The sequence below is a fragment of the Alkalihalophilus marmarensis DSM 21297 genome (assembly GCF_000474275.2).
Taxonomy (GTDB): domain Bacteria; phylum Bacillota; class Bacilli; order Bacillales; family Bacillaceae_D; genus Alkalihalophilus; species Alkalihalophilus marmarensis.
Map to the genome: position 1 here is coordinate 24,359 of NZ_ATAE01000034.1, position 26,116 is coordinate 50,474.

23 protein-coding genes and 1 riboswitch are annotated in these 26,116 nt (G+C 40.9%); of the genes, 20 read left to right on the forward strand and 3 right to left on the reverse strand.

Annotated features, from left to right (window positions below; all coding sequences use genetic code 11):
* From A33I_RS12370 to A33I_RS12395, 6 genes are read left to right on the forward strand one after another with little or no spacing between them, the layout of a single operon-like run.
* Positions 1-1,812, forward strand: a complete 1,812-nt coding sequence (locus A33I_RS12370; RefSeq protein ID WP_022628723.1) for an IucA/IucC family protein — start codon at positions 1-3, stop codon at positions 1,810-1,812.
* Positions 1,784-3,547, forward strand: a complete 1,764-nt coding sequence (locus A33I_RS12375) for an IucA/IucC family protein (protein WP_022628724.1) — start codon at positions 1,784-1,786, stop codon at positions 3,545-3,547. Before A33I_RS12370 ends, A33I_RS12375 begins: the two co-directional genes overlap by 29 nt.
* Positions 3,534-4,772 carry an AMP-binding protein gene (locus A33I_RS12380; protein WP_022628725.1) on the forward strand — a complete coding sequence of 413 codons (1,239 nt, stop codon included), beginning with the start codon at positions 3,534-3,536 and terminating at the stop codon, positions 4,770-4,772. The genes A33I_RS12375 and A33I_RS12380 overlap by 14 nt, the downstream gene beginning before the upstream one ends.
* Complete coding sequence (gene asbD / locus A33I_RS12385) at positions 4,769-5,044, forward strand: petrobactin biosynthesis protein AsbD (protein WP_012957210.1); 276 nt, start codon at positions 4,769-4,771, stop codon at positions 5,042-5,044. Before A33I_RS12380 ends, asbD begins: the two co-directional genes overlap by 4 nt.
* Entirely contained in the window at positions 5,041-6,066 is a 1,026-nt protein-coding gene (locus A33I_RS12390) for a DUF6005 family protein (protein ID WP_022628726.1), read from the forward strand. Before asbD ends, A33I_RS12390 begins: the two co-directional genes overlap by 4 nt.
* A gap of 19 nt (positions 6,067-6,085) precedes the next feature.
* A complete protein-coding gene (locus A33I_RS12395; protein ID WP_022628727.1) occupies positions 6,086-6,913 on the forward strand; it encodes a sugar phosphate isomerase/epimerase family protein in 828 nt (275 codons plus the stop codon).
* A gap of 46 nt (positions 6,914-6,959) precedes the next feature.
* Here the strand turns inward: A33I_RS12395 and A33I_RS12400 are convergent, their stop codons facing one another.
* Positions 6,960-8,156, reverse strand: a complete 1,197-nt coding sequence (locus A33I_RS12400; RefSeq protein WP_022628728.1) for a M20 family metallopeptidase — start codon at positions 8,154-8,156, stop codon at positions 6,960-6,962.
* A 148-nt stretch (positions 8,157-8,304) separates the two neighbouring features.
* On the opposite strand from A33I_RS12400, the gene A33I_RS12405 reads away from it, so the two are divergent.
* Complete coding sequence (locus A33I_RS12405; RefSeq protein ID WP_012957214.1) at positions 8,305-8,484, forward strand: hypothetical protein; 180 nt, start codon at positions 8,305-8,307, stop codon at positions 8,482-8,484.
* 41 nt (positions 8,485-8,525) lie between these two features.
* Here A33I_RS12405 and A33I_RS12410 read toward each other — a convergent pair whose 3' ends face one another.
* A complete protein-coding gene (locus tag A33I_RS12410; RefSeq protein ID WP_022628729.1) occupies positions 8,526-9,158 on the reverse strand; it encodes a CBS domain-containing protein in 633 nt (210 codons plus the stop codon).
* Positions 9,159-9,255: 97 nt separating this feature from the next.
* Between A33I_RS12410 and A33I_RS12415 the strand changes: the two genes are divergently transcribed.
* The 8 genes from A33I_RS12415 to A33I_RS12450 all read left to right on the forward strand — a co-directional run bounded on the left by A33I_RS12415 (position 9,256) and on the right by A33I_RS12450 (position 16,855).
* Positions 9,256-10,650 (forward strand): purine-cytosine permease family protein, encoded by a 1,395-nt coding sequence (locus A33I_RS12415; protein WP_022628730.1) that lies wholly within the window; start codon positions 9,256-9,258, stop codon positions 10,648-10,650.
* A gap of 76 nt (positions 10,651-10,726) precedes the next feature.
* Positions 10,727-11,428, forward strand: a complete 702-nt coding sequence (locus tag A33I_RS12420) for a DsbA family oxidoreductase (RefSeq protein ID WP_022628731.1) — start codon at positions 10,727-10,729, stop codon at positions 11,426-11,428.
* Between the two features lie 138 nt (positions 11,429-11,566).
* A complete protein-coding gene (locus A33I_RS12425; RefSeq protein WP_022628732.1) occupies positions 11,567-12,451 on the forward strand; it encodes a transporter substrate-binding domain-containing protein in 885 nt (294 codons plus the stop codon).
* Between the two features lie 99 nt (positions 12,452-12,550).
* Positions 12,551-13,252: an amino acid ABC transporter permease gene (locus A33I_RS12430; RefSeq protein WP_022628733.1), complete on the forward strand. Its 702-nt coding sequence runs from the start codon at positions 12,551-12,553 to the stop codon at positions 13,250-13,252.
* A gap of 13 nt (positions 13,253-13,265) precedes the next feature.
* Positions 13,266-14,006, forward strand: coding sequence for an amino acid ABC transporter ATP-binding protein (locus tag A33I_RS12435; protein WP_012957220.1), 741 nt, complete (start codon positions 13,266-13,268; stop codon positions 14,004-14,006).
* A gap of 73 nt (positions 14,007-14,079) precedes the next feature.
* Positions 14,080-14,187, forward strand: a riboswitch (SAM riboswitch).
* Between the two features lie 142 nt (positions 14,188-14,329).
* Positions 14,330-15,343 (forward strand): methionine ABC transporter ATP-binding protein, encoded by a 1,014-nt coding sequence (locus A33I_RS12440; protein ID WP_022628734.1) that lies wholly within the window; start codon positions 14,330-14,332, stop codon positions 15,341-15,343.
* Positions 15,333-15,998, forward strand: coding sequence for a methionine ABC transporter permease (locus tag A33I_RS12445; protein ID WP_022628735.1), 666 nt, complete (start codon positions 15,333-15,335; stop codon positions 15,996-15,998). Before A33I_RS12440 ends, A33I_RS12445 begins: the two co-directional genes overlap by 11 nt.
* Before the next feature lie 26 nt (positions 15,999-16,024).
* A complete protein-coding gene (locus tag A33I_RS12450) occupies positions 16,025-16,855 on the forward strand; it encodes a MetQ/NlpA family ABC transporter substrate-binding protein (RefSeq protein WP_022628736.1) in 831 nt (276 codons plus the stop codon).
* A 268-nt stretch (positions 16,856-17,123) separates the two neighbouring features.
* On the opposite strand, the gene A33I_RS12455 is transcribed toward A33I_RS12450, so the two are convergent.
* Complete coding sequence (locus A33I_RS12455) at positions 17,124-18,728, reverse strand: glutathione ABC transporter substrate-binding protein (protein WP_022628737.1); 1,605 nt, start codon at positions 18,726-18,728, stop codon at positions 17,124-17,126.
* Between the two features lie 557 nt (positions 18,729-19,285).
* On the opposite strand from A33I_RS12455, the gene A33I_RS12460 reads away from it, so the two are divergent.
* From A33I_RS12460 to A33I_RS12480, 5 genes are all read left to right on the forward strand, one after another.
* Positions 19,286-20,176, forward strand: a complete 891-nt coding sequence (locus A33I_RS12460; protein ID WP_012957225.1) for a nitrilase-related carbon-nitrogen hydrolase — start codon at positions 19,286-19,288, stop codon at positions 20,174-20,176.
* A gap of 108 nt (positions 20,177-20,284) precedes the next feature.
* Entirely contained in the window at positions 20,285-21,640 is a 1,356-nt protein-coding gene (locus A33I_RS12465) for an NAD(P)-dependent oxidoreductase (protein ID WP_031311622.1), read from the forward strand.
* A 24-nt stretch (positions 21,641-21,664) separates the two neighbouring features.
* Entirely contained in the window at positions 21,665-22,951 is a 1,287-nt protein-coding gene (gene preA, locus A33I_RS12470) for an NAD-dependent dihydropyrimidine dehydrogenase subunit PreA (protein ID WP_022628739.1), read from the forward strand.
* Positions 22,952-23,029: 78 nt separating this feature from the next.
* Entirely contained in the window at positions 23,030-24,448 is a 1,419-nt protein-coding gene (gene hydA / locus A33I_RS12475) for a dihydropyrimidinase (RefSeq protein ID WP_012957228.1), read from the forward strand.
* Between the two features lie 196 nt (positions 24,449-24,644).
* Positions 24,645-26,114, forward strand: a complete 1,470-nt coding sequence (locus tag A33I_RS12480) for an NCS1 family transporter (protein ID WP_012957229.1) — start codon at positions 24,645-24,647, stop codon at positions 26,112-26,114.
* The last annotated feature ends 2 nt before the right edge of the window (positions 26,115-26,116 follow it).

A 26,116-nucleotide genomic window follows, 5' to 3' on the forward strand; every position in this document is an offset into this window, starting at 1 on the left:
ATGCAAAGCACAGCCAAGCTAATTGCAGAACAAGCTTCATTTAAGGCATTCTTGAATTGCTATGTACGTGAGATGGATGTTAGAGAGGTAGTGAGGCTAGAGGAGGCAGAAGATCAAGAGGTTAAAAAACAAATGAATGAACCCTATATCCTTTTTATATCTTTGCCCCATCAATCACTTACATATGCAATTGGAGTAACGTATAAGTCCCTTGTAGGCACTCATTCTTTCGGGAACGTATATAAGCAATCCCCCTATTGTAGTGAGTGGGTACAAGAAGAGAAGCTGCAAGCAATGATTACACTCATCCGAGAATTACATATGAGAGCAAATGCTGAATCAAGAGCAGGCGATTCTCATTTCGATGAATTACTCCTTAGACTAATAGATAGCTATCAAACAATGGCTCAATTTATTGACCACGCAATAAAAAAAGAAGAAACAGCCTCTCCTAGAAATCGAGAATTTATTGATTTTGAGCAGTCGCTGGTATTTGGTCACTGGCTTCATCCTACTCCAAAAAGCAGACAAGGGATCGCAAGCTGGCAGCATGAACGCTTTAGTCCAGAGAAGAATGGACATTTTCAATTGCATTATTTTAAGGTGAACAATTCTCTCATTGTTGATCAAAGTGATGGCGACGCATCTTGCGGAGAATTACTTTTACGTGAGTTAGAAATTAGAGAACAGACACCTGGTTGGTCCTTGCTGCCAGTCCATCCATTACAAGCACAATGGCTTATAACTCAGCCTCAAGTAAAAACATTAATGGATAAAGGCTTAATTGAAGAAGCAGGTGCAATGGGGCCGGAATTCTATGCTACTTCATCGATTAGAACAGTGTATAACAAGAAAAGTAACTGGATGTTTAAGTTTTCCATACCGGTGAAGGTAACGAATTCACTGCGTAATAACCAAAAACATGAATTGTACGCAGGACGCAATATGACAAAGCTATTAAAGAAACTCCCTTTGCTTAAAGAATACCCTTCTTTTCAATTTATTCATGACCCAGCATTTCTTACTGTAAGTATTCCAGGAATGAAAGAGAGCGGGTTTGAGGTCATTATTAGATCAAACCCTTTTACAAATGGAAATGAAGCCGGTGTGACTCCAATCGCAGCACTTATTCAAGATGCACTTCCTGGTAGGAAATCGATGCTCCAACAGCTTATAGAGGAACTGGCAATGGATGAGGGGAGAAGTCAAGAAGATGTTAGTTTTGATTGGTTTAAGAACTATTTTGAGAAGACGGTCATACCACTCATCCATTTATATGATACGTATGGAATTGCCTTAGAAGCTCACCAGCAAAACAGCTTAATTAATCTTTCTGCCGGCTACCCTGCTTCTTTTTATTACCGCGATAACCAGGGGTATTACCTATCCACACAATATAGAGAACGACTCTTGAAAATGGAGGAATCCTTACAGAAAACACCTGAGCTCTTTTATGAAGAGAAGCTGATCGAAGAACGGTTTACGTATTATTTATTTATAAATCATTTGTTTTCTATTGTTTATCGTTTCGGAGCAGATGGTCTACTAGAAGAGAATGTAATACTTGACTATATTCAAGATCAACTCAAAGAGATGTATACCTTATGTCATGGTGCTGGCAAGAGATTACTAGAGATGCTTCTTACGAGAGAAAAGTTAGCTTTTAAAGCAAATTTACTCACTAGATTTCATGATGTAGATGAACTTACTGCAGCTCTAGAACAAGCTGTTTACGCAACGCTTGATAATCCATTTACATCTAAAGAAAAAGGAGAGGTCCCTTATGCAGGTAGAGAAAGTGCCAAAGTCTAAAGCTGCTCTTAGAGTAAGGAAGCAGCTAGTTGAAGCAATACTATTTGAGAAGATGCTTCCTTATAAAGAGGAGAAGGTTAGTAGGGAGCTTAGTCACTTTTTTATACATGGAAGGTCAGCTACGTTTAGGTGTACAGGAAAGATATCTGCATTTGGACGGATTCGTATTGAGGAGGAGCTGGTTTACAAACTAACCTCAAGCGGGGAGATCCATCAAGCGGTCATTGCTGAATTTATTGCAGAGTTAAATCCAGAGGCAGAGATAGGCCGCCTTCTTCTACAAGAACTAGAGCAAACGATTTACTTAACAGATTGGAACGAAGAACACATACCCCAGCTTTTATCGAGAAGGCAGGTAAATGGACTTGAGTTAGATTCAGCTATTATAGAAGGACATCCGTATCATCCGTGTTTTAAATCAAGAACTGGATTTACAGTGGAAGACCACAAAAGGTATGGTCCGGAGGCCGGACAAGAATTTTCGTTAGTATGGCTTGCTGTGAAAAGGAAAGACCTGAAATTTAATTATCCTAAAGAAGAACAAAGCTTCTGGCAGAAAGAGTTAGGCACGAACCAATGGAGGGATCTAGTCTTAGCCTTATGCCAAAAAGGGGGGCAGCTTGATGAGTACACTTTTTTACCTGTCCATCCTTGGCAATGGGACGCAATAAAGGAACAATATGCGGACTCCCTAGAAAGCCATGACATCATTGAATTAGGTGAATTTGGAGATTTATATAGAGCTACACAATCTGTTCGAACGCTCATGAATCGGTCTAATCCACAGAGAGCCATGATCAAGCTATCTATGAATATGGTTCATACCTCCTCTGTCAGGACGCTGGTGCCGCACTCTGTTTGCACAGCTCCGGCTCTATCTGATTGGCTGCATAAGGTCCTTTTATCAGATGACTATTTACTAGATAAAGGTGTAGTGATGTTAAAAGAATACGCAGGGGCATTATTTGAGCCAAAAGGTTGTCAAAGCAATGATTCGTCTGGTCAATTAGCTGTTATCTGGCGGGAGAACATAACAAACTATTTGAAGAGTAATGAAGAATTTATTCCTTTTAACGCAATATTGCTAAAAGAGAAAGATGGTCATTTATTCATCTCCGAGTGGATCAAAAAATACGGAGTAGAAAAATGGGCTACTCAATTAATTAAGTCGGCAGTTATTCCTGTTTGGCATCTATTAGTTAACCACGGCATCGCTCTTGAGGCGCATAGCCAAAACATGCTATTGATTCATAAAGAGGGCTGGCCGCTCAGGGTGGCACTGAGAGATTTTCACGAGAGCGTTGAATATGTCGATTCCTTTCTTAAAAGCAAGGAAGGTTTGCCCGATTTTACGCAGCTTGATGAAGTATATAACGGAGCAAAGGACAATCAATATTATTGGATGCAAGAAGTAGAAGCCCTACGCGAACTCGTGATGGATACGTTGTTTGTGTATAACCTTTCTGAGTTGTCATTCCTGCTTGATAGGGAAGGTTTCATTTCTGAAGAGCAGTTCTGGGAGCTTGTAGATAAAGAACTAACTGACTATATAAGTTGTTTTCCGGAAAATAGAGAGAGAGCGGCCCATATCGACTATAGAAGAGAGAATATCATGGCGGAATCATTATTAAAAAAGAAGCTAAATCGAGAAAGCCAGATCGAACATAGGCATTTGGTGTCAAACTCGCTTGCTATAAATCAAGACACACGGAGGGCAGAACATGTTCTATGTTAACGATACGTATTATTCACACCAAGACCTAGACGAGCAATTTAAGGTATTTGACCAGCTTGATTACTTAAAAGAGTGCGATCGTCATCGAATCGCTGTCTGTCATGAAGATGCATTTATCTTATTAGCGTTGTACTTTTATATAAAGAAAAAAGGTGGGTCAGTCGCGCCGATACATGCAAAGCATCCACTAGGGGCAGCAATTCGGACGGCTGAACATACCAAATCACATTATTTAATTCATCATGATATCGAAAGTCCGATTCAATTAAAGAAAGAGGGAGATGATCACAGCGGCTCTCTAATTCAATTGAGTTCAGGGACCACGGGAGAGCCTAAGTGTATTGAACGGTCCTGGGCCTCTATTGATAGGGAACTAGAGAATTATAATGTCAAGCTCTCTATTAATATGGTCACAACATCGATTGTCGCATGCCCTGTAAATCATTCGTACGGGTTAATAAGCGGGGTGTTGGCAGCAATGAAAAGAGGGTCTGTGCCAGTCATTATTACGAATCCCAATCCAAAATACATTGTGAAAAAATTAAAAGAATACCCTGTACATATCCTCTATGCTGCACCGACATTATTGTATACCTTGTCAAGGTTGCTGCCAATAGAGGAACGTTTTTACGCTGTTATGACCTCTGGCACACTTTTACCGGATGCTTGGTTTCGGCTGCTTCAAAAAAAATCACAACGAGTGCTGCAACAATACGGCTGCTCAGAAGCAGGATGTGTAAGTGTGAATGCAAATGTATCAGAAGCAAATGCAATCGGGAAGGTATTGTCTCATCTAGATGTGACGAGCGGGCAAGGCAAAGAAAACCCTGAAGAGATAGTCATTAAAATAGACAAACAAACAATTCAAACAAAAGATTTAGGATATTTTGATGAGCAAGGGACTCTTCATTTTCTTGAGCGAATCGATGAGATGATCAATGTCGCTGGATTAAATGTGTACCCGCATGAAGTGGAAAATATCATTCGTTCGTATAAAGGAATACAAGATACAGTCGTATTTAAAAAAAGAGACGACTATGCTGGTGAACGTGTATGTGCGCTTTATTCTAGTGATGAAGAAATTGATCCCATCAATCTTAGACAATGGTGTCAACATAATCTAGCACCTTATCAAGTGCCTGTTGAGTGGGTACGAGTAAAGAAAGTTGATAGAATGGCGAATGGAAAAGTGAGCCGTAAAAAGCTTGGAGGGGTTTATGCATGACAGAAGAGAAGGCAATTACACTTTTATATGATATTTTAGAAAAACATCTTAATTTGCCTGCTATAGATGCTTTTCATAAGGAAGCTAGATTAAATGAAGATCTATGCATGGATTCAGTGATGATCTTACAGCTTATCCTGCACCTTGAAGTCGATTATGGGATAGAGGTGCCAGACGATGAGCTGGCTCCTAATGATTTCTATACAGTCTCAAGCTTGGCACAGTTTATTTCTTCTGTAACAAAGCAAAGTAGTATAGGTGATATGTTGTGATTAAAGTACATTGTTTTGTGAGCTGTGTGTGTGAAGTTATTAAAAAAAATGAGGGATTAGATCACCGGCCATTCTACTTCGGTGTATGGGATGCGGACTTTGACATTACAGAGGATTATGTGCTTTCTTATCACTCTGAAATTATAAATCATGACTTTTTTTGTACTTGGTATGAGCATCTATATGGAATCAAGTTAAATCGCTGGTATCAAGATGAACTGTCTAAGGAAGAGAATGTAGAGAATATGCTTAAGCTTATGGAAGATAAGCCTAGTGGACGCCATCTCATGGTCATGCTTGATTTATCGTTGCTGCCAGAGCGTGAAAATAAATTTCACCAACGCCCTTTTCCTCATTACGTCATGCTGGATACCACTAGCAATCCAGAAGAGTGGATGATGTTTGACCCTGACTTTCGATGGGAAGGCACTCTTTTAAAAAAGAAAATTTTAAATGCGATTATGGAACCTACAGTGGGCGGCGGCTATTATTTTGATGAAAGAGAGCTGGTAAAGCCAACAGATGAAACGATTGAAGCTTATTTTAATACATGTTTGAAACTTGATTGCAACCCGATGACTGAAGGGATACGTTCTATCGTGGCTGCCTTTACAGAGGGGGAGCGCAGAAATGAACTTCATGAATTAGGTAACAGTTTAAAACAAATTCCGGTCCTGGCTATCAGGAAATATGCCTATGAACATGCATTTGCTTATTTTTTCAACGAGCTCAAGTTAGATGAGGAAGAGTTTGAGATGTGGTGTGATGAAATTGAACGTTTAGTTAAAGGATATACAACGGTTCAGTATCGTGCCATGAAGTTAGCGATGACTAGAGACGAGAAACATCAAGAAGCGATCCATATGCAGCTTGATCATCAAGATGAGCGTGAGACAGCCATAAAACATGCACTCAAGCAGTACTTTGAGAAATGGAGCAACAGGCAGAACCAAGTTGGTCAAGATAATATGAACAAAAAGAGGCTAGAAGAGGAAGGGCACCAGATCCTTTCGCTTTCATGATGAAACGGAGGCATTAATAATGAATGTATCATTATGTACGATTACGTTTAGACATCATTTGCACTCATTACAGGAGATTACGACTTGGGCGAGTGACCAAGGATTCAGCGGCATTGAATTATGGGCGGTTCATGCTAAAAATGCAATAGAGGATGCAGCATTTCATAAGAAGAATATGGCTGAAAAAGGGCTGACCGTCAGTATGCTCAGTGATTACCTGCCGCTTAATCAGTCTGTCGAACAATTAATAGGAACCACAGAAAGGAAAGCTGATTTACTAAAGCTTTGGGGTACAAATAAATTACGAACCTTTGCAGGACAAAAAGCAAGTGGAGAGGTAACTGCAGAGGAAAGGAGTCATATTGTAAAGCAGCTCCAAGCCGTTTGTAGAAGTTTAGCAGTGCATAATCAACTCCTATTAATTGAAACACACCCTAATACGCTGGCTGATACGCTTGAGTCAACGTTGCAGTTAATAGAGGAAGTAGATCATCAAGCCCTGCGAATAAATTACGATGCTCTTCACATGTGGGAGGCAGGCGTGGATCCAGCTGCTGGCTTCATTGCGCTAGAACCGTATATCGAACATGTTCACTTAAAAAACATTACCTCAAGAGATCACTTACGAGTATTTGCACCTGAAAATGTTTATGCTGCAGCTGGAACCCGGGAAGGAATGATTCCATTGTTTGAAGGATGTATCGATTATCAGAGGTTTTTCAGGCTGTTGAGTGATTCTCTTGAGAAAGTTGAGGTCTCACTTGAATGGTTTGGAGAAGATGTATTTAGTGTGCTGACAAACGACCTAAGACAACTCCTGAAAGTGAATCAGAGGGTAGGAGTGTAATTAAAATGAGAGAAGGAGGCCGCCAGCTGCAGCCTCCTTCTATTTATTATCTATCCTCTCTAGCCACGGTACGATCAAACTCTTCTTTAATTTCTTTTACATAAGCTGGGTTGGTTAATAAATCATAACCTGTTGCAGCTAGTGTTTTAATACCTAGAATCATCGCTTCAAATCCCCTAGAATCACCAGTGGCATCACGGAATCCTTCTGTATGGGCAGAATATGGACAATTCTCCATCTTGATGTAAGGGTGAATAGATGGTGCCACTTGGCTCACATTTCCCATATCTAGTGAGCCATGGTCTTGGTCTTTTAGAATTTCCTCTGGTGCAACACCAAGAGCTATAAGATTCCGGCAATAAAGCTCAGATAACGTTTCATTCGTCGTAAGGTTATCGTAGCTAAGTTCATGGTTTGAAATCTTGAATTCACATCCTGTAGCAATAGCAGCAGCTTCTACGCAACGCTTTACCTTTGCTGATGTTTCTTCTAGCACCTGCTTTTCGTTTGCGCGTACATAAAATTGTGCTTGTGCTCTAGCCGGCACAACGTTTACAACGTCTCCACCGTTTGTGATAATGCCATGAATTCTCACATCATCAGGCAAGTGCTGTCTGAGAGAATTAATTAAATTAAACGTTTGTATAACTCCCTCTAGTGCATTTACGCCCTGATCCGGGCTTGCTGCTGCATGCGCTGGCTTGCCGTAAAAATCGAATTGTACAGCTTCCATTGCCATTGATGAGCCGCTTCTCTCATGAACACCAGAAGGGTGAACCATTAATGCAGCATCAAGGTCGTTTAGAAGTCCTTTATCGGCAAAGGTTACTTTAGCTCCGTTCGTTTCTTCAGCTGGAGTGCCAAATACGATTACTTCACCTCCGAATTCTGCAACCGCTTCTTTTAGAGCAATGGCTGCACCGGTGCCCATCATTCCAATAAGGTTATGTCCACAAGCATGTCCAATCTCAGGCAGGGCATCATATTCAGCAAAATAGCCAAGTGTAGGGCCTTGTTTCTCCGAGCGGAATTTAGCAATGAAAGCAGTTTCTAAATCAGCAACGTTTGTCTCTACTTCAAAACCATGGGTGCGAAGCTCATCAGTCAGAGCTTCCATCGCTTTAAATTCTTCATTTCCAAGCTCAGGGTTCTCCCATATGTATCGGCTGATTTGGATCCAGTTATCTTTGTGCTTTTCAACAATTTCAAAAAGAGTATCTTTGTTTAGAGTGTCCTTATTCATATTCGCATCTCCTTATATTTCCTTTTAGTTATCCTAGCTTCAGTTTAATAGAAATAAAAAAAGAAGCAAATCTTTCTAAAAAAGGTGTTTAGACTTTTTGAAAAGAGGGTATGAGTACACAAATAATTGTTGTAAGGTGTGAGGAGACATGAAAAGTCATAAGCATCATAAATTAGAGGATCCATTTGTTGCGACCATCCGTGATCCGCTGGTGAGGGAGCAGATAAAGCAAATGCTTGAATCCTATTATAAAGAGGGCTACCGTAAAGGCTTAGAAGAAGGCCTGCAAAAAAGAAAAGCCCCTATTGAAGAAGCGAAATTAGGCTAAATATAAAAGAGGCAGACTCATCAGTTGAGTCTGCTTTTGTTTTATTCAATTTCTAAAATGCGAAATCCATGCTTATCAATTTCTGAGGTGACTTTATCAAGGTGAGGAGATTTTTCAATCTTTATTAGAATCCGGCGAAGATAGGAAGAATCCGCTTCAAATGCGATATCGGATATGATATTAATATCATACTTATGTAGAATTTTTGTGATCGTATGCAGGGTGCCGGATTGATTATGAACCCCGATCAGAATACGTGTGCCATCAACACCTACCCCGAAACAATCTTCAAGTGTACGCTCTATGAATGAACGTTTAACAATCCCCACAAATGTTCCGTTATCTAATACAGGAACAAACGGATATCTTACAATAATGGGAAGACAATCTTCAAAGTGGCTTGCATGAAGATCAACGCTGTCATTTGCACTGACATCAATACAGTTTGAGATTTCATGCTTATAAAGGGTTGCAAGTGTCATTTCATCATCTTGAGTTTCCATATACTCTAAAATAGATCTCTTGCTCAAAATACCAAGGTAGGAGCCTTCTTCATTCACCACTGGTAAACTGTAGTGAGAGCCTTGCATTAATGATAAAGCCTCTTTAATCGTTATTGAAGACTGAAGTAAAGTTAATTCATTCTTTGGAGTCAGACAGTTGCGGATAAACATAAAAATCCCCCCAGGTTGTATAATGTATGTCTATTATACTTTGTTTTGAGTTATTATAATATCATAATTTTCAGATTAATTTTCGAGGGAGAAGGGAATGGGAAACGTGGGGCAGGAACGAGAGAGCCAAACTATATATAAATCAGCGAAACCGTTGGTTGAACAATATGGACTCGAGGCGGTACCAAGAGACTTACAAACAACCAAGGCATTACAATATACATTTATTCAAATGGCCGTCTCAGTTAATGCAGGTAATGTATTGGTTCCTGCTTTAGCAGTGACAGCAGGGGGGCTCACATTTATTCAAGCCGTCTTCTCTACAGTAATAGGAGCAGCGTTAGCTTTCTTATTTGTCTCCTTTCTATCATTGCCAGGAGCAAAATACGGCATTCCAGCCCAATATTCAATACGAGCTATTCTCGGATATAAGGGAGCGCGTTATGTGGCCTCTCCTATACGGACGCTTACCTCTATGTATTGGTTTGCTGTGCAAACAATAGGAGGAGCTTATTTACTAAAAGAACTGATTCTGCGATCTTTTAATATAAATGTACCTTTTCTGCTCATCGCCCTGATTGCAGCTACAATTATGGCTGTATTAGCGCTAATAGGGTTTGATGCGGTAAAAAGAGCAGCTAACTATTTCTTGCCTTTTCTTTTTGTGGGTGGTTTGGTCATGTTGTACATCCTTCTTACAAGTGAAGTAGAGGGCAAGAATTTCTCTTTTCTCATTAGTGGTGCTGAACGCTCCTATTCTTTTGAAACTGTGACGATGATGTTGTTCTTTGCAAGCCTCGCTTTCGTTCAATATATATCTGGAGTGAGCGCAGCTTCTGATATGGCTCGCTATGCAAAGAGTGGAAAACATGCATTTACTGGATTATTTATCGGCAATACTGGCGGCTTCTTTTTAACTGCCGTCCTTGGGGCCTATACAGCAGCTTTAACTGGTGAGGTTAATCCATACGTAGTATCGAGTCAATTGACAGACTCACCACTTTTTTTATTCCTTATTTTAGTGGCTTCCATTGCATCGATGGTGATGATAAATATCAGTAATGCCTATACTGGTGGATATAGTTTACTAAACAGTATCCCGAGTCTTGGCAGGGTGAGAAGTGCTTTGTTGTTTGGAGCTTGTGCAGTCACGTTAAGTGCGTTTCCGGCTCTTGTAAATGAAGCGCAGTTATATATCTCTTATTTGGGAGTACTTATTATTCCCCTGTCAGCTGTAATTGTAGCTGACTTTTTATCTTTGAAAAAGTTAACGTTTGAAGAAGAAGATTTTAGAAAGTTAGCAGAGGACAGCTACCGGTATAATAAATCAGGATTGATTGTATCTGCACTTGGAGCTGGAATCTATATACTCATACCTGATCACTGGTCCCCAGGATTTATAACCTTTGTAGTGACAGGCCTCATCTACCTCGTCACGGCTCACTGCATTCATAGAAAAGAAGTGAGACACCCTAATACACGGGCAAGCTGAATGGGTCAAGGCGTCTGCGTTGTTGTTTTCTTAATGTAATTCTATAATTTAACTAAAATAGATTAGGGGGATTATAATGAAAATTGAAGTGTGGTCAGATTTTGTATGTCCGTTTTGCTACATCGGCAAACGTCGGTTAGAAAAAGCCTTAGAGCAATTTGAGGATAGAAATAAAGTAGAGTTAATCTTTCGCAGCTATCAGCTAGACCCAGATGCAGAGCGTAACAGTGAAGATCATTTATATGATGTATTAGCCAAAAAATATGGAATGACTAGAGAGAAAGCAAAAGAAATGAGTGATCAAGTGGCTATGCAAGCAAAAGAAGAAGGGTTAGTATTTAACTTCGATACATCCATTCGTACAAATACAGCTGATGCCCACAGGCTTACCCATTTTGCTTATGAACAAGGAAAGGGGCTTGAAGTAACTGAGAGACTGTTAAAGGCTTACTTTACTGACTCCCTGCACATAGGTGACCGTGATATTTTAAGCAAACTGGCAGCTGAAGCAGGAATAGATAAGGAAGAAGCTGAGGAACTGCTATCAAGTGATCGGTTTAAGGATACAGTTGAGAAAGATCAGCAGGAGGGAATAACACTTGGAGTCAAAGGAGTTCCTTTCTTTGTATTTGAGAGAAAGTATGCTGTGTCAGGAGCGCAGCCAACTCACGTATTTTTAGATGTATTACAAAAAGTAAAGGAAGAAGCTGCCGTAAATATTTCTACTGAGCAAGAAGTTAGTAATAATGATTGTTCAGATGGTACATGTAATGTATAAGTGAACTGTCGTCAGAAGCTCTGTATTCATGCAGAGCTTTTTTATTTTGATTATTAGTAATTGACATATGAAAATTTTCGTGGTAATTTAAGTTTACTATTCAGATTAATTTACTTGGTTTTAAGGAGGCTTATTGCATTGAAAAAATTATTATCATTGATGACTGCACTTATTTTAGTATTGGTGTTGGCTGCTTGCGGCGCAACGGAAGATTCAGAGCAAGATAATGAAGAAGTGACAGATAACGAAGAAACAACTGGTGAAAGTGAAGATACTTCTTGGACGGAAGTTGAAGAGTCAGGCAAATTAGTGGTGGGTACATCTGGAACATATGCCCCTATTACGTACTACAATGAAAGCAATGAGTTAACAGGCTTTGAAGTAGAGCTTGTCAAAGAGGTAGCAGATAAATTAGGTCTTGAAATTGAATTTAATACAATGGACTTTGATGGGATTCTTCCTTCATTACGAAATGGTCAAATTGATGTAGCGGCACATGATTTTGCGATTACTGAAGAACGTAAGGAAACATTTGATTTTGTCATTCCTCATAAATATTCTTACGGATCGGTTGTAGTCAGATCTGAAGATGCTGATCGCTTTAGTGACGCTTATGATTTAGAAGGTGTAGATGTGGCACTTGGTTCGCTAACAAGTAATTATGCAATTTTTGCTGATAATATTGGGGCAAATGGAACAGCTTATGATGGTGGAACAGAGGCTATTTTACGTGATGTTATGAACGGAAATACGGATGCCTACCTAAACGATCGTTTAGTCCTGCAACGTACGCTTGATGAGTTTGGTGATGACCGCCTAGTAGTGGCTGATCAAGTGAAATATCATGCAACAGAAAGTGCAATGGCTGTGTTAAAAGGGAATACTGCTCTTAAAGAAAAACTAGATGAGGCTGTACAAGAGTTAATTGAAGACGGTACAGTAGCTCGTTTGTCTGAGGAATTTCTTGGTGAAGATGTTTCAGAGCCTGTTGATGAAGAAGTCGTTGGTTTAGACGGAGAATAAGACAGGTTCCGTAGTACATTATAAGAAGAAAGAACAAGAAATACAAAGGAACTTCCTTTGTATTTCTTTTTTTGAGAACCTTAATAAAGGAGGGGTAGTATGCTTGAATGGTTTAATCAAATTCAGTGGGAGTATCTATATGATCCGGAATTAGCGATGAATTCACTTCCTTTTTTACTTGAAGGATTAAAAGTAACCATGATAATTGCTCTGTTCAGTATGGTTTTTGCTCTCATTTTAGGATTGCTTTTAGGGATTGCGCGGATGTCGAAGTTCTGGTTTATCAGATGGCCCGCTAGAATCTATATTTCATTTATGAGGGGAACGCCTTTACTCGTATTTATCTTTATCCTTTATTATGGCATTCCGGTACTAGGTGTTGAATTTAAGAGTGCTATTGTTGCAGGGATTGTTGGAATCAGTCTTAACTTTGCTGCTTACAATGCCGAAGTGGTTAGATCAGCCATCATGTCCGTTCCGCGTGGTCAATGGGAGGCAGCTGCTTCACTGCAAATGAGTTATGTTCAAACATTAAGAAGGGTCATTATCCCTCAAGCAACACGAATTGCCTTGCCGCCTACTTTTAATATTTTTATGGACATCGTGAAAGGTACCTCTCTTGCGTCGGTTATTACTGTCCAAGAATTATTGTACAGCTCAAGACTTGTGGCTGGCCGTACGTTTGATAGTATGACGATGTATATAACAGCCGCTCTTATTTATTGGGTGGTATGTATTATTATCGGTTATTTCCAAGAAAGATTAGAGAAGAGATATAATCGTTACTTAAGTAAGCGATAAAGGAGGACTCAAAATGATTAATGTATCTAAGCTTAATAAAAAGTTTGACGACAATACCGTTTTAGAGTCTATAGACTTTTCTGTTGAAAAAGGGGAAGTGGTTTGTTTAATAGGGCCTTCAGGTTCCGGTAAAACAACTCTTCTTCGCTGCTTAAATGTGTTAGAACTGCCTAACAGCGGTACGATCACAATAGGTGAGAAAAAAGTAAAATTTGGAGCAAAGAATGTTTCCAAAAAAGATATAAGTGAGCTGCGCGCTTATAGCGGGATGGTCTTTCAAGGCTTTCATCTCTTTCCGCACAAAACGGTCATGGAAAATATCATAGAGGCTCCTTTAACCGTTAAGAAAGCTAGAAAGAGTACTGTTCTTGCAGATGGGGAGAAGCTTTTAAAGAAAGTAGGCATGTTTGAACATAAGGATAAGTATCCAGATGCGTTATCAGGAGGACAGCAGCAGCGCGTGGCTATAGCTAGAGCACTAATGATGAATCCTGATGTCATGTTGTTTGATGAGCCAACTTCAGCACTAGATCCGCAGCTCGTAGGTGAAGTTCTCAGAGTTATCGAAGAGCTGGCCAAAGAAGGACAGACGATGGTAATCGTAACGCATGAAATGAATTTTGCAAAACGAGTGGCTGATAAAGTATTCTTTATGGATGGCGGGTTCATAGTGGAGGAAGGTAAGGCAAGAGAGCTGCTTGAACATCCGAAAGAAGCTCGTACGCGAGAATTCTTACAGCTATTAGGCGAATAACTCTGAAAACTATTGACATTTCTTTAATCCTTTATTATGATGAAATAACTTAGAAAATTTGAATAGTTTAAAACTCTTATCAAGAGCGACCGAGGGACAGGCCCTATGACGTCCGGCAACCTCTAAGTTTATACTTAGTCGGTGCTAAATCCTGCAGAGCTATGGCTCTGAAAGATAAGAGGTGCGATCTTAATTGTCAAACCTCTTTCTGAATAGGAAGAGGTTTTTATTTTTGGTTTTACGGAAGTGGATAAGAACTAGAACCAACATATTTACAAAGTTGAGTTTTCAAATAAGATTACTTAGTTTCTGAGGTGGAAATCATGATAGCGGTCAAGAATGTCATCAAAGAATATAAAACAAAAAAGGGCCTGATTAAAGGTGTGGATAATGTCAGCCTTGAGGTTGAAAAAGGAGAAATTTTCGGTATTGTCGGGTATAGCGGAGCAGGAAAGAGTTCACTTTTACGCTGCCTTAATCTAATGGAGAAGCCAACCTCTGGAGAAATCTATGTAGATGGGGTGAACCTAGTCTCATTAAAAGCTAGTAAGTTGCGAGAGGCTAGACAGAAAATAGGAATGATCTTTCAACATTTTTATCTCGCATCATCTAAAACGGTATTTGATAATGTCTTTTTCGCCTTAAAGGCTGCTGGGAAATCAAAAGCTGAAAGTGAAAAGAAAGTTCTAGAATTACTTGATTTAGTCGGCCTTTCTGATAAAGCGCAGCACTACCCGAGCCAGTTAAGTGGCGGTCAAAAGCAGAGAGTCGGTATTGCAAGAGCGCTGGCAAATGATCCAAAGGTTCTCCTTTGTGATGAAGCAACCTCTGCCCTTGATCCAAGCACAACCCAGTCCATCTTAAAACTGTTAAAAAGTATAAACGAAAAGCTAGGTCTTACGATTGTTCTCATCACTCATGAGATGGAAGTGGTAAAAGAGATATGTGACCGAATGGCTGTGATGGAAAACGGGAAGGTTATCGAGCTTGGAAGTGTGTATCAACTGTTTGCTAAGCCAAAAGAAAAGCTGACAAAAGAATTTATCGATGGCGTCATGCAGTTTAAGCTCCCGCAAACATTAATGAACACATGCCTAGGGACGATCATAAAGATTCATTTTCAAGGAGAGGTCGCGCTCGAATCCGTTGTTTCTGATGTGTTAAAAGGATTTGATATAAAAGGAAATATACTGCACGGGAAAATTGAATACATCAAAGAAGTGCCGCTCGGGGTCTTCATTATGGAACTGATAGGGGACCAAGAAGAAATTGATAAGGTTATCTCTTACTTAGATGAAAAAGCGGTCGGGGTGGAGGTGATTACGAATGACAATTGATACATTTATTCAATTGCTGCCAGAATTAAATAAAGCTTTTATTCAAACAGTCATTATGGTCGGGATCTCCCTTTCCATTGCTATTCTTGTCGGCCTTCCTGTAGGAATTCTGCTATATGTCACGGATAAAGGGTTATTTTTAGAAAATGTATGGATCAAAAGCATCCTTGGACTGATTGTAAACTTAATTCGCTCGATCCCATTTATTATCTTACTAGTCGCATTAATTCCATTAACACAAGCCATTGTGGGCGGTACAATTGGGCCGGTGGCAGCCTCTGTTTCTTTATCGGTAGCAGCGATTCCTTTCTTTGCAAGGTTAGTAGAATCATCGATGCGGAAAATTGATAAGGGGGTAGTTGAAGCGGCTATATCAGTCGGAGCAAGCCCTTGGCTGATTATTAAAGATATTTTATTAACTGAAGCAAAACCAGGAATCGTACAAGGAATTACAATTACAACCATCAGTCTTATCGGATACTCTGCTATGGCCGGGGTTGTCGGCGGCGGCGGGATTGGTGACTTAGCCATTCGTTTTGGCTACTACCGTTATGATGAGGCTGTGATGTTTACAACCATTATCATTTTAATTGTGCTCGTCCAGGTTATCCAATACACGGGTGACTTGATTGCAAAAACAATAGATAAGAGATAAAAATAGGAGAACAGGGGAGATAAAAGATGAAAAAATTAAAAACAGTATTACTATCAGCATTATTAGTAGGAGCACTAGCAGCGTGTGGTTCAGGGGAAACAGAGGAAACATCAGCTGCAGCAGAAGATAAATCAAAGATTACATTTGGCTCAACTGCCGGTCCATACAGTGATATGGTAAGTAAAGCAATCAAGCCTGTGTTAGAAGAAAAAGGGTATGAAGTAGAAGTCGTAGAATTTAGTGATTATGTACAGCCAAACATTGCATTAAACAACGGTTCTATTGATGCGAACCTATTCCAGCATAAAATTTACATGGATAACTTTGCTGAAGAAAATAATATGGAACTTTCAGAAATAATTGTTGTACCGACTGCACCAATGGGAATTTACTCTAATAAGTATGACTCTCTGGATGAAATTGAAGAAGGTACGCAAATTGCTATCCCAAATGACCCAACGAATGCTGCTCGTGCCTTTTTAATTCTTGAAGAAGAGGGATTAATCAAGGTCGATCCAGACGTGAATCCACTCGTCATTTCAGAGCGTGACGTAATCGAAAACCCTAAAAATATTGTGTTCCAGCCAATTGAAGCAGGCCAGCTGCCACGAGCTGTAGATTCTGTAGACTTATCAGCTGTACCAGGAAACTTTGCACTCTCAGCTAATATGGACCTTCTTGATGCATTAAAGCTTGAAACGATGCCTGATGAGTATCGAAACCGTGTCGTTGTAAGCACAGAAAATCTTGACCAGTCATTTGTTGAAGATATTAAAGAAGCTGTAGAATCGAGTGAATTTGAAGAAGTAATTGATAGTGAATTTGAAGGCTTTGGAAAACCAGAGTGGATGGAGTAAAAGTCACTTAGAGAAGGCGCTGTAATCAGCGTCTTCTTTTGTTTATAGAGAGAGGTGAAGGTGAGTACTATACAATTTGAAGTTAGGAGGGTACTTGATGTGTATCTCATTTACAGCGGGGTATCAGCAGGTTAAACAAACGTTTAATTAATAGAAATTGAACCATCCATTAAAGGGGAGAATGATGAGGGAAAAGAGTCATGCTCCTTACACAGCGAGCAATAAGAAAGCTGACTTATGAAATAACATAAGTCAGCTTTTCTACGTTTTAACGATTCAATTCTACATCACGTAAGAATAAAGTTGTACTTGGGAACTGCCAGAATCCTTCTACATCATCACGCACACCTGCGATAATTTCAGGGAAGTAAAGGTAGGCATATGGAGATTCTGCGGCTAGTTCATTTTGTGCAGCCTCATAAAAATCTAGGCGTTCTTGATCATCAGTTGCCTCACGTGCTTGTTGTAATAAGGAATCAATTTCTTCGTTATCAATAAATGAACGGTTGCCAGCAGGACCTTTGTTAGCTGAGTGGAAGACTGGATATAATCCGTAGTCGCCATCAAGTGTAACGGTCCCCCAGCTGCCTAAGAACAGCTCAGATTGGCCTTGGCCTGCACGTTCTAAATACGTACCGAACTCATAGGTGTCAATTTCAATGTCTATCCCAATTTCAGCAAGCTGATATTGCAGAGCTTGTGCAAGATCTTGGCGTTCACGATCATCGTCAGTCAAAATGGTTGTTTGGAAACCATCAGGGAAACCAGCTTCGGCTAAGAGTTCTTTTGCTTGTTCAGGATCATGCTCAATACGGTCAATATCATCACTGTATCCGAATACATCCGGCGCAATTGGTCCGTCTGCAATGACTCCAGTACCATCTAACACCCCATCAATTAGGGCTTGCTTATCTACTGCCATATGAAGAGCACGTCTTACATTTACATCGTCAAATGGCTCTACTTCAGTATTGAATCCTAGGTAAACCATCCGCGTTGAGTTTGATTGTTGGACAGACGTTTCAGCACCATTTTCTACTCGTGAAACATCACTTGGGTTTACAGGAAATATGATGTCCACGCCGCCAGTTTCAAGCTCGGCAATACGCGTCAAGTCTTCTGGGATAACGGTGAATGTGACAGAGTCAACTTTCGCTTTTTCCTCATGCCAGTAGTCCTCATTTTTTACTAAAGTAACAGATTGTCCAGGGCTGCGTTCTTCAAATTTAAAATACCCTGTACCAGCTGGCGCTTCATTAACAGTAGAGAAAGGCTGGCCGCCGTTTTCCATTGCCTCATATGAAGCTTCAATTGATTCTAGACTGATAATGCTCCCGCCTGGGTGAGCAAGATGTGCAGGCAGAGAGGCGAATGGGAATTCCGTTTCAATATGTACCGTATACTCATCTTCTACTGTTACGTCCGTAATCATCCCAAATAAGAAAGAGACAGGAGAGGCCACTTCTGGATCGCGAACACGATCTAAGTTCGCTTTAACTACCTCTGCATTTAATTCAGAATCGTCATGAAACGTAACACCTTGACGGATCTTAGCTTCCCACGTCGTGTCATCAATCTGCTCAAAGCTTTCTGCTAATGCAGGTTGAATGGTAAGGTCTGTTTCCATATGTACGAGTCGGTCATAAATTGTTGAGTTAATAGAGTTTGACACATTCTCGTTGGCACCATGAGGATCAAGTGAAACAGGGTCTGACATAACGGCTACTTTCAGATCGCCTCCTCCTGTATTTTCTCCTGTTTCTCCTCCATCACTAGAAGGGTCATTAGAGGGTTCACTGCTGCAAGCAACTAGCCCTGCGCTTAGTACCGATAAAATGGCTGCAGACTTCAAAAATTTTGATAGTTTCTTCATGATTAATCTCCTCTCAGATGAATTAAATAGACAATAATCTACTAAAAGTACAAAGAATTGCTAAGAAAACTATAGCTTAATAGTGTGGATAAAGTCAATTTAGTATTTTCAAAATAATAAATTTTCTAACAAATTAGCGCACAAAAACTGAGCTCTCTATTAATTTCGACATGTTTCACGGGAAACATGTCAATTAAATGGTAATGACTATCAATTCAAGTAGATATATGTTGAAGGATTCTTCTACCACACAAAAGGGATTCATCAGATCTTTCTGGAATGTTTCATGAGTGAAGACGACAACAAATGTTTAAAGATTGAGAGATAACCTTACATTAATACGAAAAACAGCCTAGCTGCGTGGTAGGATAACGCTCAAGGAAATGTGCTTTTTACAAAATGATAAACAAAAGTATTCAAGGGTTTAACACTTTGTATGATGTATTTGTCCTGACTCACACGTAGAATTGATATTGAAGTCAAACTATTCTAATAATTTCGATTTGTATCATTTTACTTATTGTGAAATAACTTAACTTTGCTTAGGGGGAATTAAGATGTCAGATCACGTAAAAATTGGACTAATTCAAGCCTCAAATGATGTACACGGCGATGAGCCAGTAGCGGTTCATAAAGAGAAAGCCATTGAAAAGCATATTAAGTTAATTCGTGAAGCTAAAGCAAAGGGTGCTCAAATTATATGTCTGCAGGAAATATTCTATGGCCCGTACTTCTGTTCTGAACAGAAAACAAAATGGTATGAGGCGGCAGAAGAAATCCCGAATGGCCCGACTACACGGTTGTTTCAAGATTTAGCAAAGGAACTTGAAATTGTTATTGTTCTTCCAATCTATGAGCGGGAAGGCATTGCTACTTACTATAATACGGCTGCAGTGATCGATGCGGACGGTTCTTATTTAGGGAAATACCGCAAACAACATATTCCTCATGTAGGTGTCGGGGAAGAGGGTTACGGTTTCTGGGAGAAGTATTACTTTAAGCCAGGAAATATGGGTTACCCAGTCTTTGATACAGCTTATGCAAAAGTAGGGGTCTACATCTGTTATGATCGTCATTTTCCAGAAGGTGCTAGATTACTAGGCTTGAACGGGGCAGAGATTGTCTTTAATCCATCAGCCACTGTTGCTGGTTTATCTGAATACTTATGGAAGCTAGAGCAGCCAGCCCATGCTGTTGCAAATGGCTATTATTTAGGTGCCATCAACCGTGTCGGAATGGAAGCGCCATGGAATATGGGCGAGTTCTACGGACAGTCCTATCTAGTAAACCCTCGCGGACAAATGGTTGCTGTTGCAAGCCGTGATCAAGATGAGGTCATTATTGGTGAAATGGACAAGAAAATGATTCGAGAAGTACGAGATACATGGCAGTTCTACAGAGACCGCAGACCAGAGACATATGATGATATGACGGCTCTTCTTCCTTAAAAATAACATAAGAGCGTTCTGCATATGATCGTAGCTTATGCAGAACGTCTTTCCATCTTAATTAGTTTAGATATTAAAGGAGGTCTTTCATTGAGTGAGCAACGTTTAATGTTAACGGTAGAAGACTTAGAAAAGCAGTTTCAAGAGGCTCATCCTGGACTGACAAATAGAGAAGCAGTTGAAGAAGCAAACCGCTGTTTATTTTGTTATGACGCACCCTGTATTACCGCTTGTCCGACAAGTATAGATATTCCTAAATTCATTAAGAAAATCTCCTCTGGGAATATGTTGGGATCTGCTAAAACGATTATGACGGCAAACCCAGTCGGTGCAAGCTGTTCACGTGTATGTCCAACAGAAGAGCTCTGTGAAGGGGCATGTGTCCTAAACCATTCAACTAAGCCGATTATGATTGGGGATTTGCAAAGGTATGCAACTGATTGGGCAATGAAAAATGAACAAGTTCTCTTTAAAGCCGGAAAGAAGAACGGAAAAACGGTTGCAATTGTTGGAGGGGGTCCTGCCGGCTTATCAGCTGCTCGTGAACTAGCTCTTATCGGGTATGATGTCACGATTTATGAAGCTGAAAAAGAAGCGGGCGGGCTGAATACCTATGGGATCGTTTCTTTCCGCTTGCCACAGCGCGTGTCTTTCTGGGAAGTAGATCAAGTAAAGAGTCTTGATGTGAAGATTAAAACGAATATGCGAATTGGAGAAGATGTTCCTGTATCAGAGCTGGTAGCCAATTATGATGCGGTTGTCCTTGCGATTGGAATGTCTAAGGTGCCGGATTTAGGAATAGAGGGTGAAGAGCTAGATGGTGTTCATGATGCGATTGACTTTGTTAAAGCAACGAAATCAGGCCAGCTGACAGAAGAGTACATCGGTAAAAAGGTAGTGGTCATTGGTGCTGGAAACACAGCGGTGGATGGTGCGACATGTTCTGTTCGTCTTGGCGCAGAAAACGTTAAAATCCTCTACCGCAGAACACTGGCAGAAATGACGGCTTATGATTTTGAATATGAATTTGCAAAGCAAGATGGAGTCGAATTCCGCTGGTTAACTGCTCCTAAGCGTATTATCGGTGATGAGAACGGGAAAGTGAAAGCGATCGAGTGCATCAAAATGGAGCTGGGTGAACCGAGTGAAGATGGACGAAGAAGACCAGTACCTGTAGAAGGGTCTGAGTTTACGTTAGAAGTTGATGCGGTGATTAAGGCAATCGGCCAAACTCGCTATATTGACTTAATCGAGCAGTTTGGATTAGAGCATGACGGCGGAGTAGTAAAGGTAAATATGGAAGACTTTACGACATCCAACGAAAAGGTCTTTGCATGTGGTGATGTGATCTTCGGTAAAGGTCAAGGAGAAGCAATGGTTGTAACAGCGGCAGAACAAGGAAAACAGACAGCATATGCGCTGCATCAAAAACTATCTAAAAACATGCAGGAAGAATCGGCTTAACCCAAATTACGAGGAGGTAGTTGAATGGCTGACTTACGAATTGACTTTGCAGGAATTAAATCCCCGAATCCTTTTTGGCTGGCATCCGCGCCGCCAACAAACTCAGGCTATCAAGTGCAGCGTGCCTTTGAAGCAGGGTGGGGTGGAGCTGTATGGAAGACACTCGGAGACCCTATCTTAAATGTATCCTCACGCTTTGCAGCCGTAAGTTTTAACGGGCAAAAGGTTGCTGGCTTTAACAATATCGAGTTAATTACAGACCGTCCACTAGAAGTAAACTTAAAAGAAATCTATGAAACAAAGAAACGTTTCCCGGATCATGTGATTATTGCCTCCCTCATGGTAGAGCCGAGGCAAGAGGCGTGGCATGAGATTGTCAAACGGGTAGAAGATGTTGGGGTAGATGGACTTGAGTTGAATTTCGGCTGTCCGCACGGAATGGCTGAGCGCGGGATGGGTGCCGCTTCCGGGCAGGTTCCTGAACTCGTTGAAAAGCAGACGTATTGGGCAAAAGAAGTTGCCCAGACTCCTGTTATTGTTAAGCTTACGCCGAATATCACAGATATCACTGTAACGGCAGAAGCAGCCGTTCAAGGCGGGGCAGATGCGGTTAGTATGATTAATACGATTAATAGTTTGGCGGGAGTTGATATTGATTCATGGAATACAGTTCCCCATGTTGCCGGCAAGGGAGCGCACGGCGGCTATTGTGGTCCGGCAGTAAAACCGATTGCGCTGAACATGGTAGCTGAATGTGCTCGTAACCCGCATGTTAATGTACCGATCTCAGGTATGGGCGGTGTCTCCAACTGGGAAAATGCGGTGGAATTTATGCTGATGGGGGCAACGGGTGTTCAAGTGTGTACAGCTGCGATGCACCACGGCTTTAGAATTGTAGAGGATATGTTAGATGGATTGAATAATTACCTTGATGAAAAAGGTATTGAATCAGTTATGGATATTGTCGGAAAATCGGTGACTAATTACTCTGATTGGGGCAACCTTGATCTGAATTATAAAGTTGTTGCACAAATTAATAATGATGTCTGTATCAATTGTAATAAATGCCACATTGCCTGTGAAGATACCTCTCACCAATGTATTGATATGTTAAAGGACGACCAAGGGAAAGATATCTTAAGAGTTCGCGAGGATGATTGTGTAGGCTGTAACCTATGTTCGATCGTGTGTCCAGTTGATGGAGCCATTGATATGGTTGAGCTGAAAACTGAACTGCCGGCCATGACGTGGAATGAACGTCAAGCAGCAATCGGGGCAGCAGGTAACTGCAGTATCCCAACCGTAAAATAACAGACTAATCATGTTGAATTGACACACACATGAGGCATGAACGTATAAAACTGAAGAAGGTCAAAGGAGGACTAACGAATGAAGAAGTTGATTAAGAACGGCACAGTTGTAACGGCATCTGAAACGTATGAAGCCGACCTTCTCATTGAAGACGGTAAGATTGCAGCGATTGGTTCAAATCTTTCGGCAAATGGCGCTGAAACAGTAGATGCTAAAGGGTGTTATGTGTTTCCGGGCGGAATTGATCCGCACACGCATTTAGAAATGCCGTTTGGCGGCACTGTGTCAAAGGATGATTTTGAATCTGGCACAATTGCTGCAGCTTACGGCGGAACGACGACAGTCATCGATTTTTGCTTGACGAAAAAGGGAGAGCCAATGCAATCGTCCATTGATGAATGGCACGCAAAATCCAAGGACAAAGCAGTGATTGATTACGGTTTCCATTTAATGATTGGTGAAATAAATGATGACGTATTACAAGAGATCCCGAGAGTGATTTCTGATGAGGGAATCACTTCATTCAAAGTCTTCATGGCTTATAAAAATGTCTTCCAAGCTGATGATGAAACACTTTTCAGAACGCTTGTTACGGCAAAAGAGCTGGGCGGTTTAGTCATGGTCCATGCTGAGAATGGGGATGTAATTGATTATTTAACGAAACAAGCGATTGAAAAAGGGCAGACAGATCCTATTTATCATGCGCTGACCAGACCACCGGAAGTAGAAGGAGAAGCAACAGGCAGAGCTGCTCAATTAACAGGTCTTGCTGATTCACAGCTCTATGTTGTGCATGTATCATGCAGTGACGCTGTCGAGAAAATTGCGGAAGCTAGACGTAAGGGCTTTGATGTGTGGGGCGAAACATGTCCACAATATTTAGTTCTCGATCAAACGGCATTAGAGAAGCCAAACTTTGAAGGGGCGAAGTATGTGTGGTCACCGCCACTAAGAGAGAAGCACCACCAAGATGTGTTGTGGAATGCTCTGAAAAACGGGGACTTACAAACGCTCGGCTCAGATCAATGTTCGTTTGACTTTAAAGGACAAAAGGAACTAGGAAGAGGTGATTTTACAAAAATACCGAATGGCGGTCCGATTATTGAAGACCGTGTAAGCATCCTCTATTCGGAGGGGGTAACAAAAGGGCGCATCTCGTTAAATCAATTTGTTGATATCACTTCTACTCGTATTGCGAAGTTATTTGGTCTCTATCCGCAAAAGGGGACGATTGCGATTGGTGCGGACGCGGATCTTGTCTTGTTTGACCCAACGGTTGAGCGGACAATTTCGGCTGATACCCATCATATGGCGGTCGATTATAATGCCTTTGAAGGAATGAAAGTAACAGGGGAAGCTGTTTCTGTCTTATCTAGAGGAGAGTTTGTTATTCGAGATAAGCAATTTGTCGGATCTCCTGGTACCGGAAAATATGTGAAGAGAGCTAAATACGGTCAAACATTGACCGCTAATGCAGATGAAGTGATATCTAAATAACAAATGAAAAGCGAGCTGCCGCCAGAAGCATTCTATATAGAGAAGATATAGAGAAGCTGGGGAGAGGGAAGCCAGTCACGCATGAACCTTTCTAAAATGATCGTCCATTTATCATAAGATCAACCAACCTGATAATGGCGCGGTTTAACAAAAGTATGACTGCTAGGTTACTAGCACATAAGAGGGGGATCACGTGATGAAGAAAAACTCAAGCTATTTAAAGTCTCCTGACCTGCTTCCGATAACGCATGGTGACCGAAAGATCAGCACATTAGGTTTCGCTATTATCTGGGTAGGTATGGCGGTTGTTTTAGCAGCATTTGCAATTGGTGGAGAAGGGGTTCAATCCTTGCCTCTTGGAATGGTTATTTTAGCCACCATCATTGGATCAATTGCTATTGGATTATGTATGACACTAACCGGTGATATCGGTGTGGAACATGGATTATCATTTCCGGTCTATATGAGGGCACCCTTTGGGACGATAGGCACTCATATTCCATCTCTTATACGAGGGTTTGTGGCCTCATGTTGGTTTGGGATTAACACCTACTTTGGTGCAACGGCCATGAATGGAATCTTGTTTGTTTTAACCGGCTTTGATAACTGGTTTGTTTGTTTCTTATTCTTTGCTACGATTCAGGTCATCAATACAGCCCTTGGAATTAAAGCAGTAGAACGTTTTGCAGATCTTGCAGCACCGATCATTATTATTATATCTGCATGGATGTACACTACCTTATCAGACCAGGCTTTGGCAGCAGGGCGTGACGTGTGGAGCTGGATTGAAAGTCCGGTAACAGGCGGAGCAGCCGTTACAGCTTTTGCCATTGTTATCATGAGTAACATGGGCTTTTGGGGGACGCTTGCGGCAGATATGCCATCTATTTCAAGATTTATTAAAGCGCCAAAACTTGAGAGAAATTGGTTTAAACGCAATAAAGGACAAATTGTGGGCAGCTTAATCACACTGCCAATTGTCCAGACGTTTATGGTAGTGATTGGTGCAGTGTCCTTCATTGCCGTATCCAATTATGACCCGGTAATCGCTCTTCAAGAAGCGGCAAGCGGTATCGTTCTTGGTGTCCTTCTCTTAATGATTGTCTTTGCTCAATGGTCTACGAATATATCTGCAAACCTTGTTCCTGCAGCAACAATTTTCTCAAATGTCGGAGGCCCTAAGCTTCCATTCTGGACAGGAGTAGTAGTAGCCGGTTTAATCGGTGTGCTTGTACAGCCATGGAGTTTATTTGGGATTATTATTCCGGCGCTACTTATAGTAGGAGGGATCTTATCGGCGATCGTTGGAATATTAGTAGCAGATTATTATTTCATTCGTAAGCGTCGTGTAAATGTAGTTGATCTTTATAAAGAGGATGGTCAATATCACTACTGGAAGGGTCTGAATCTTGCTGGACTAATTGCCTGGGTTCTTGGCGGAGGTGCAGCGTACTTCATTCAAACGTATTCTTTTGCTGTTGGTTTTGTTGTCGGAGCTGCCGTGTATTATGTTCTTGCGAAGTACTGGTGGTTTGAAAAATATCAGCAAGCCGAGCTGAACGATCCGAGTGATGAAAAGTATTTAGGGATCACAGTGGGCAGAGATTGGATTATAGAGGATGATGATGAGAAAGAACAAACAGCCAAAACAGCACAAAATGCATAGAG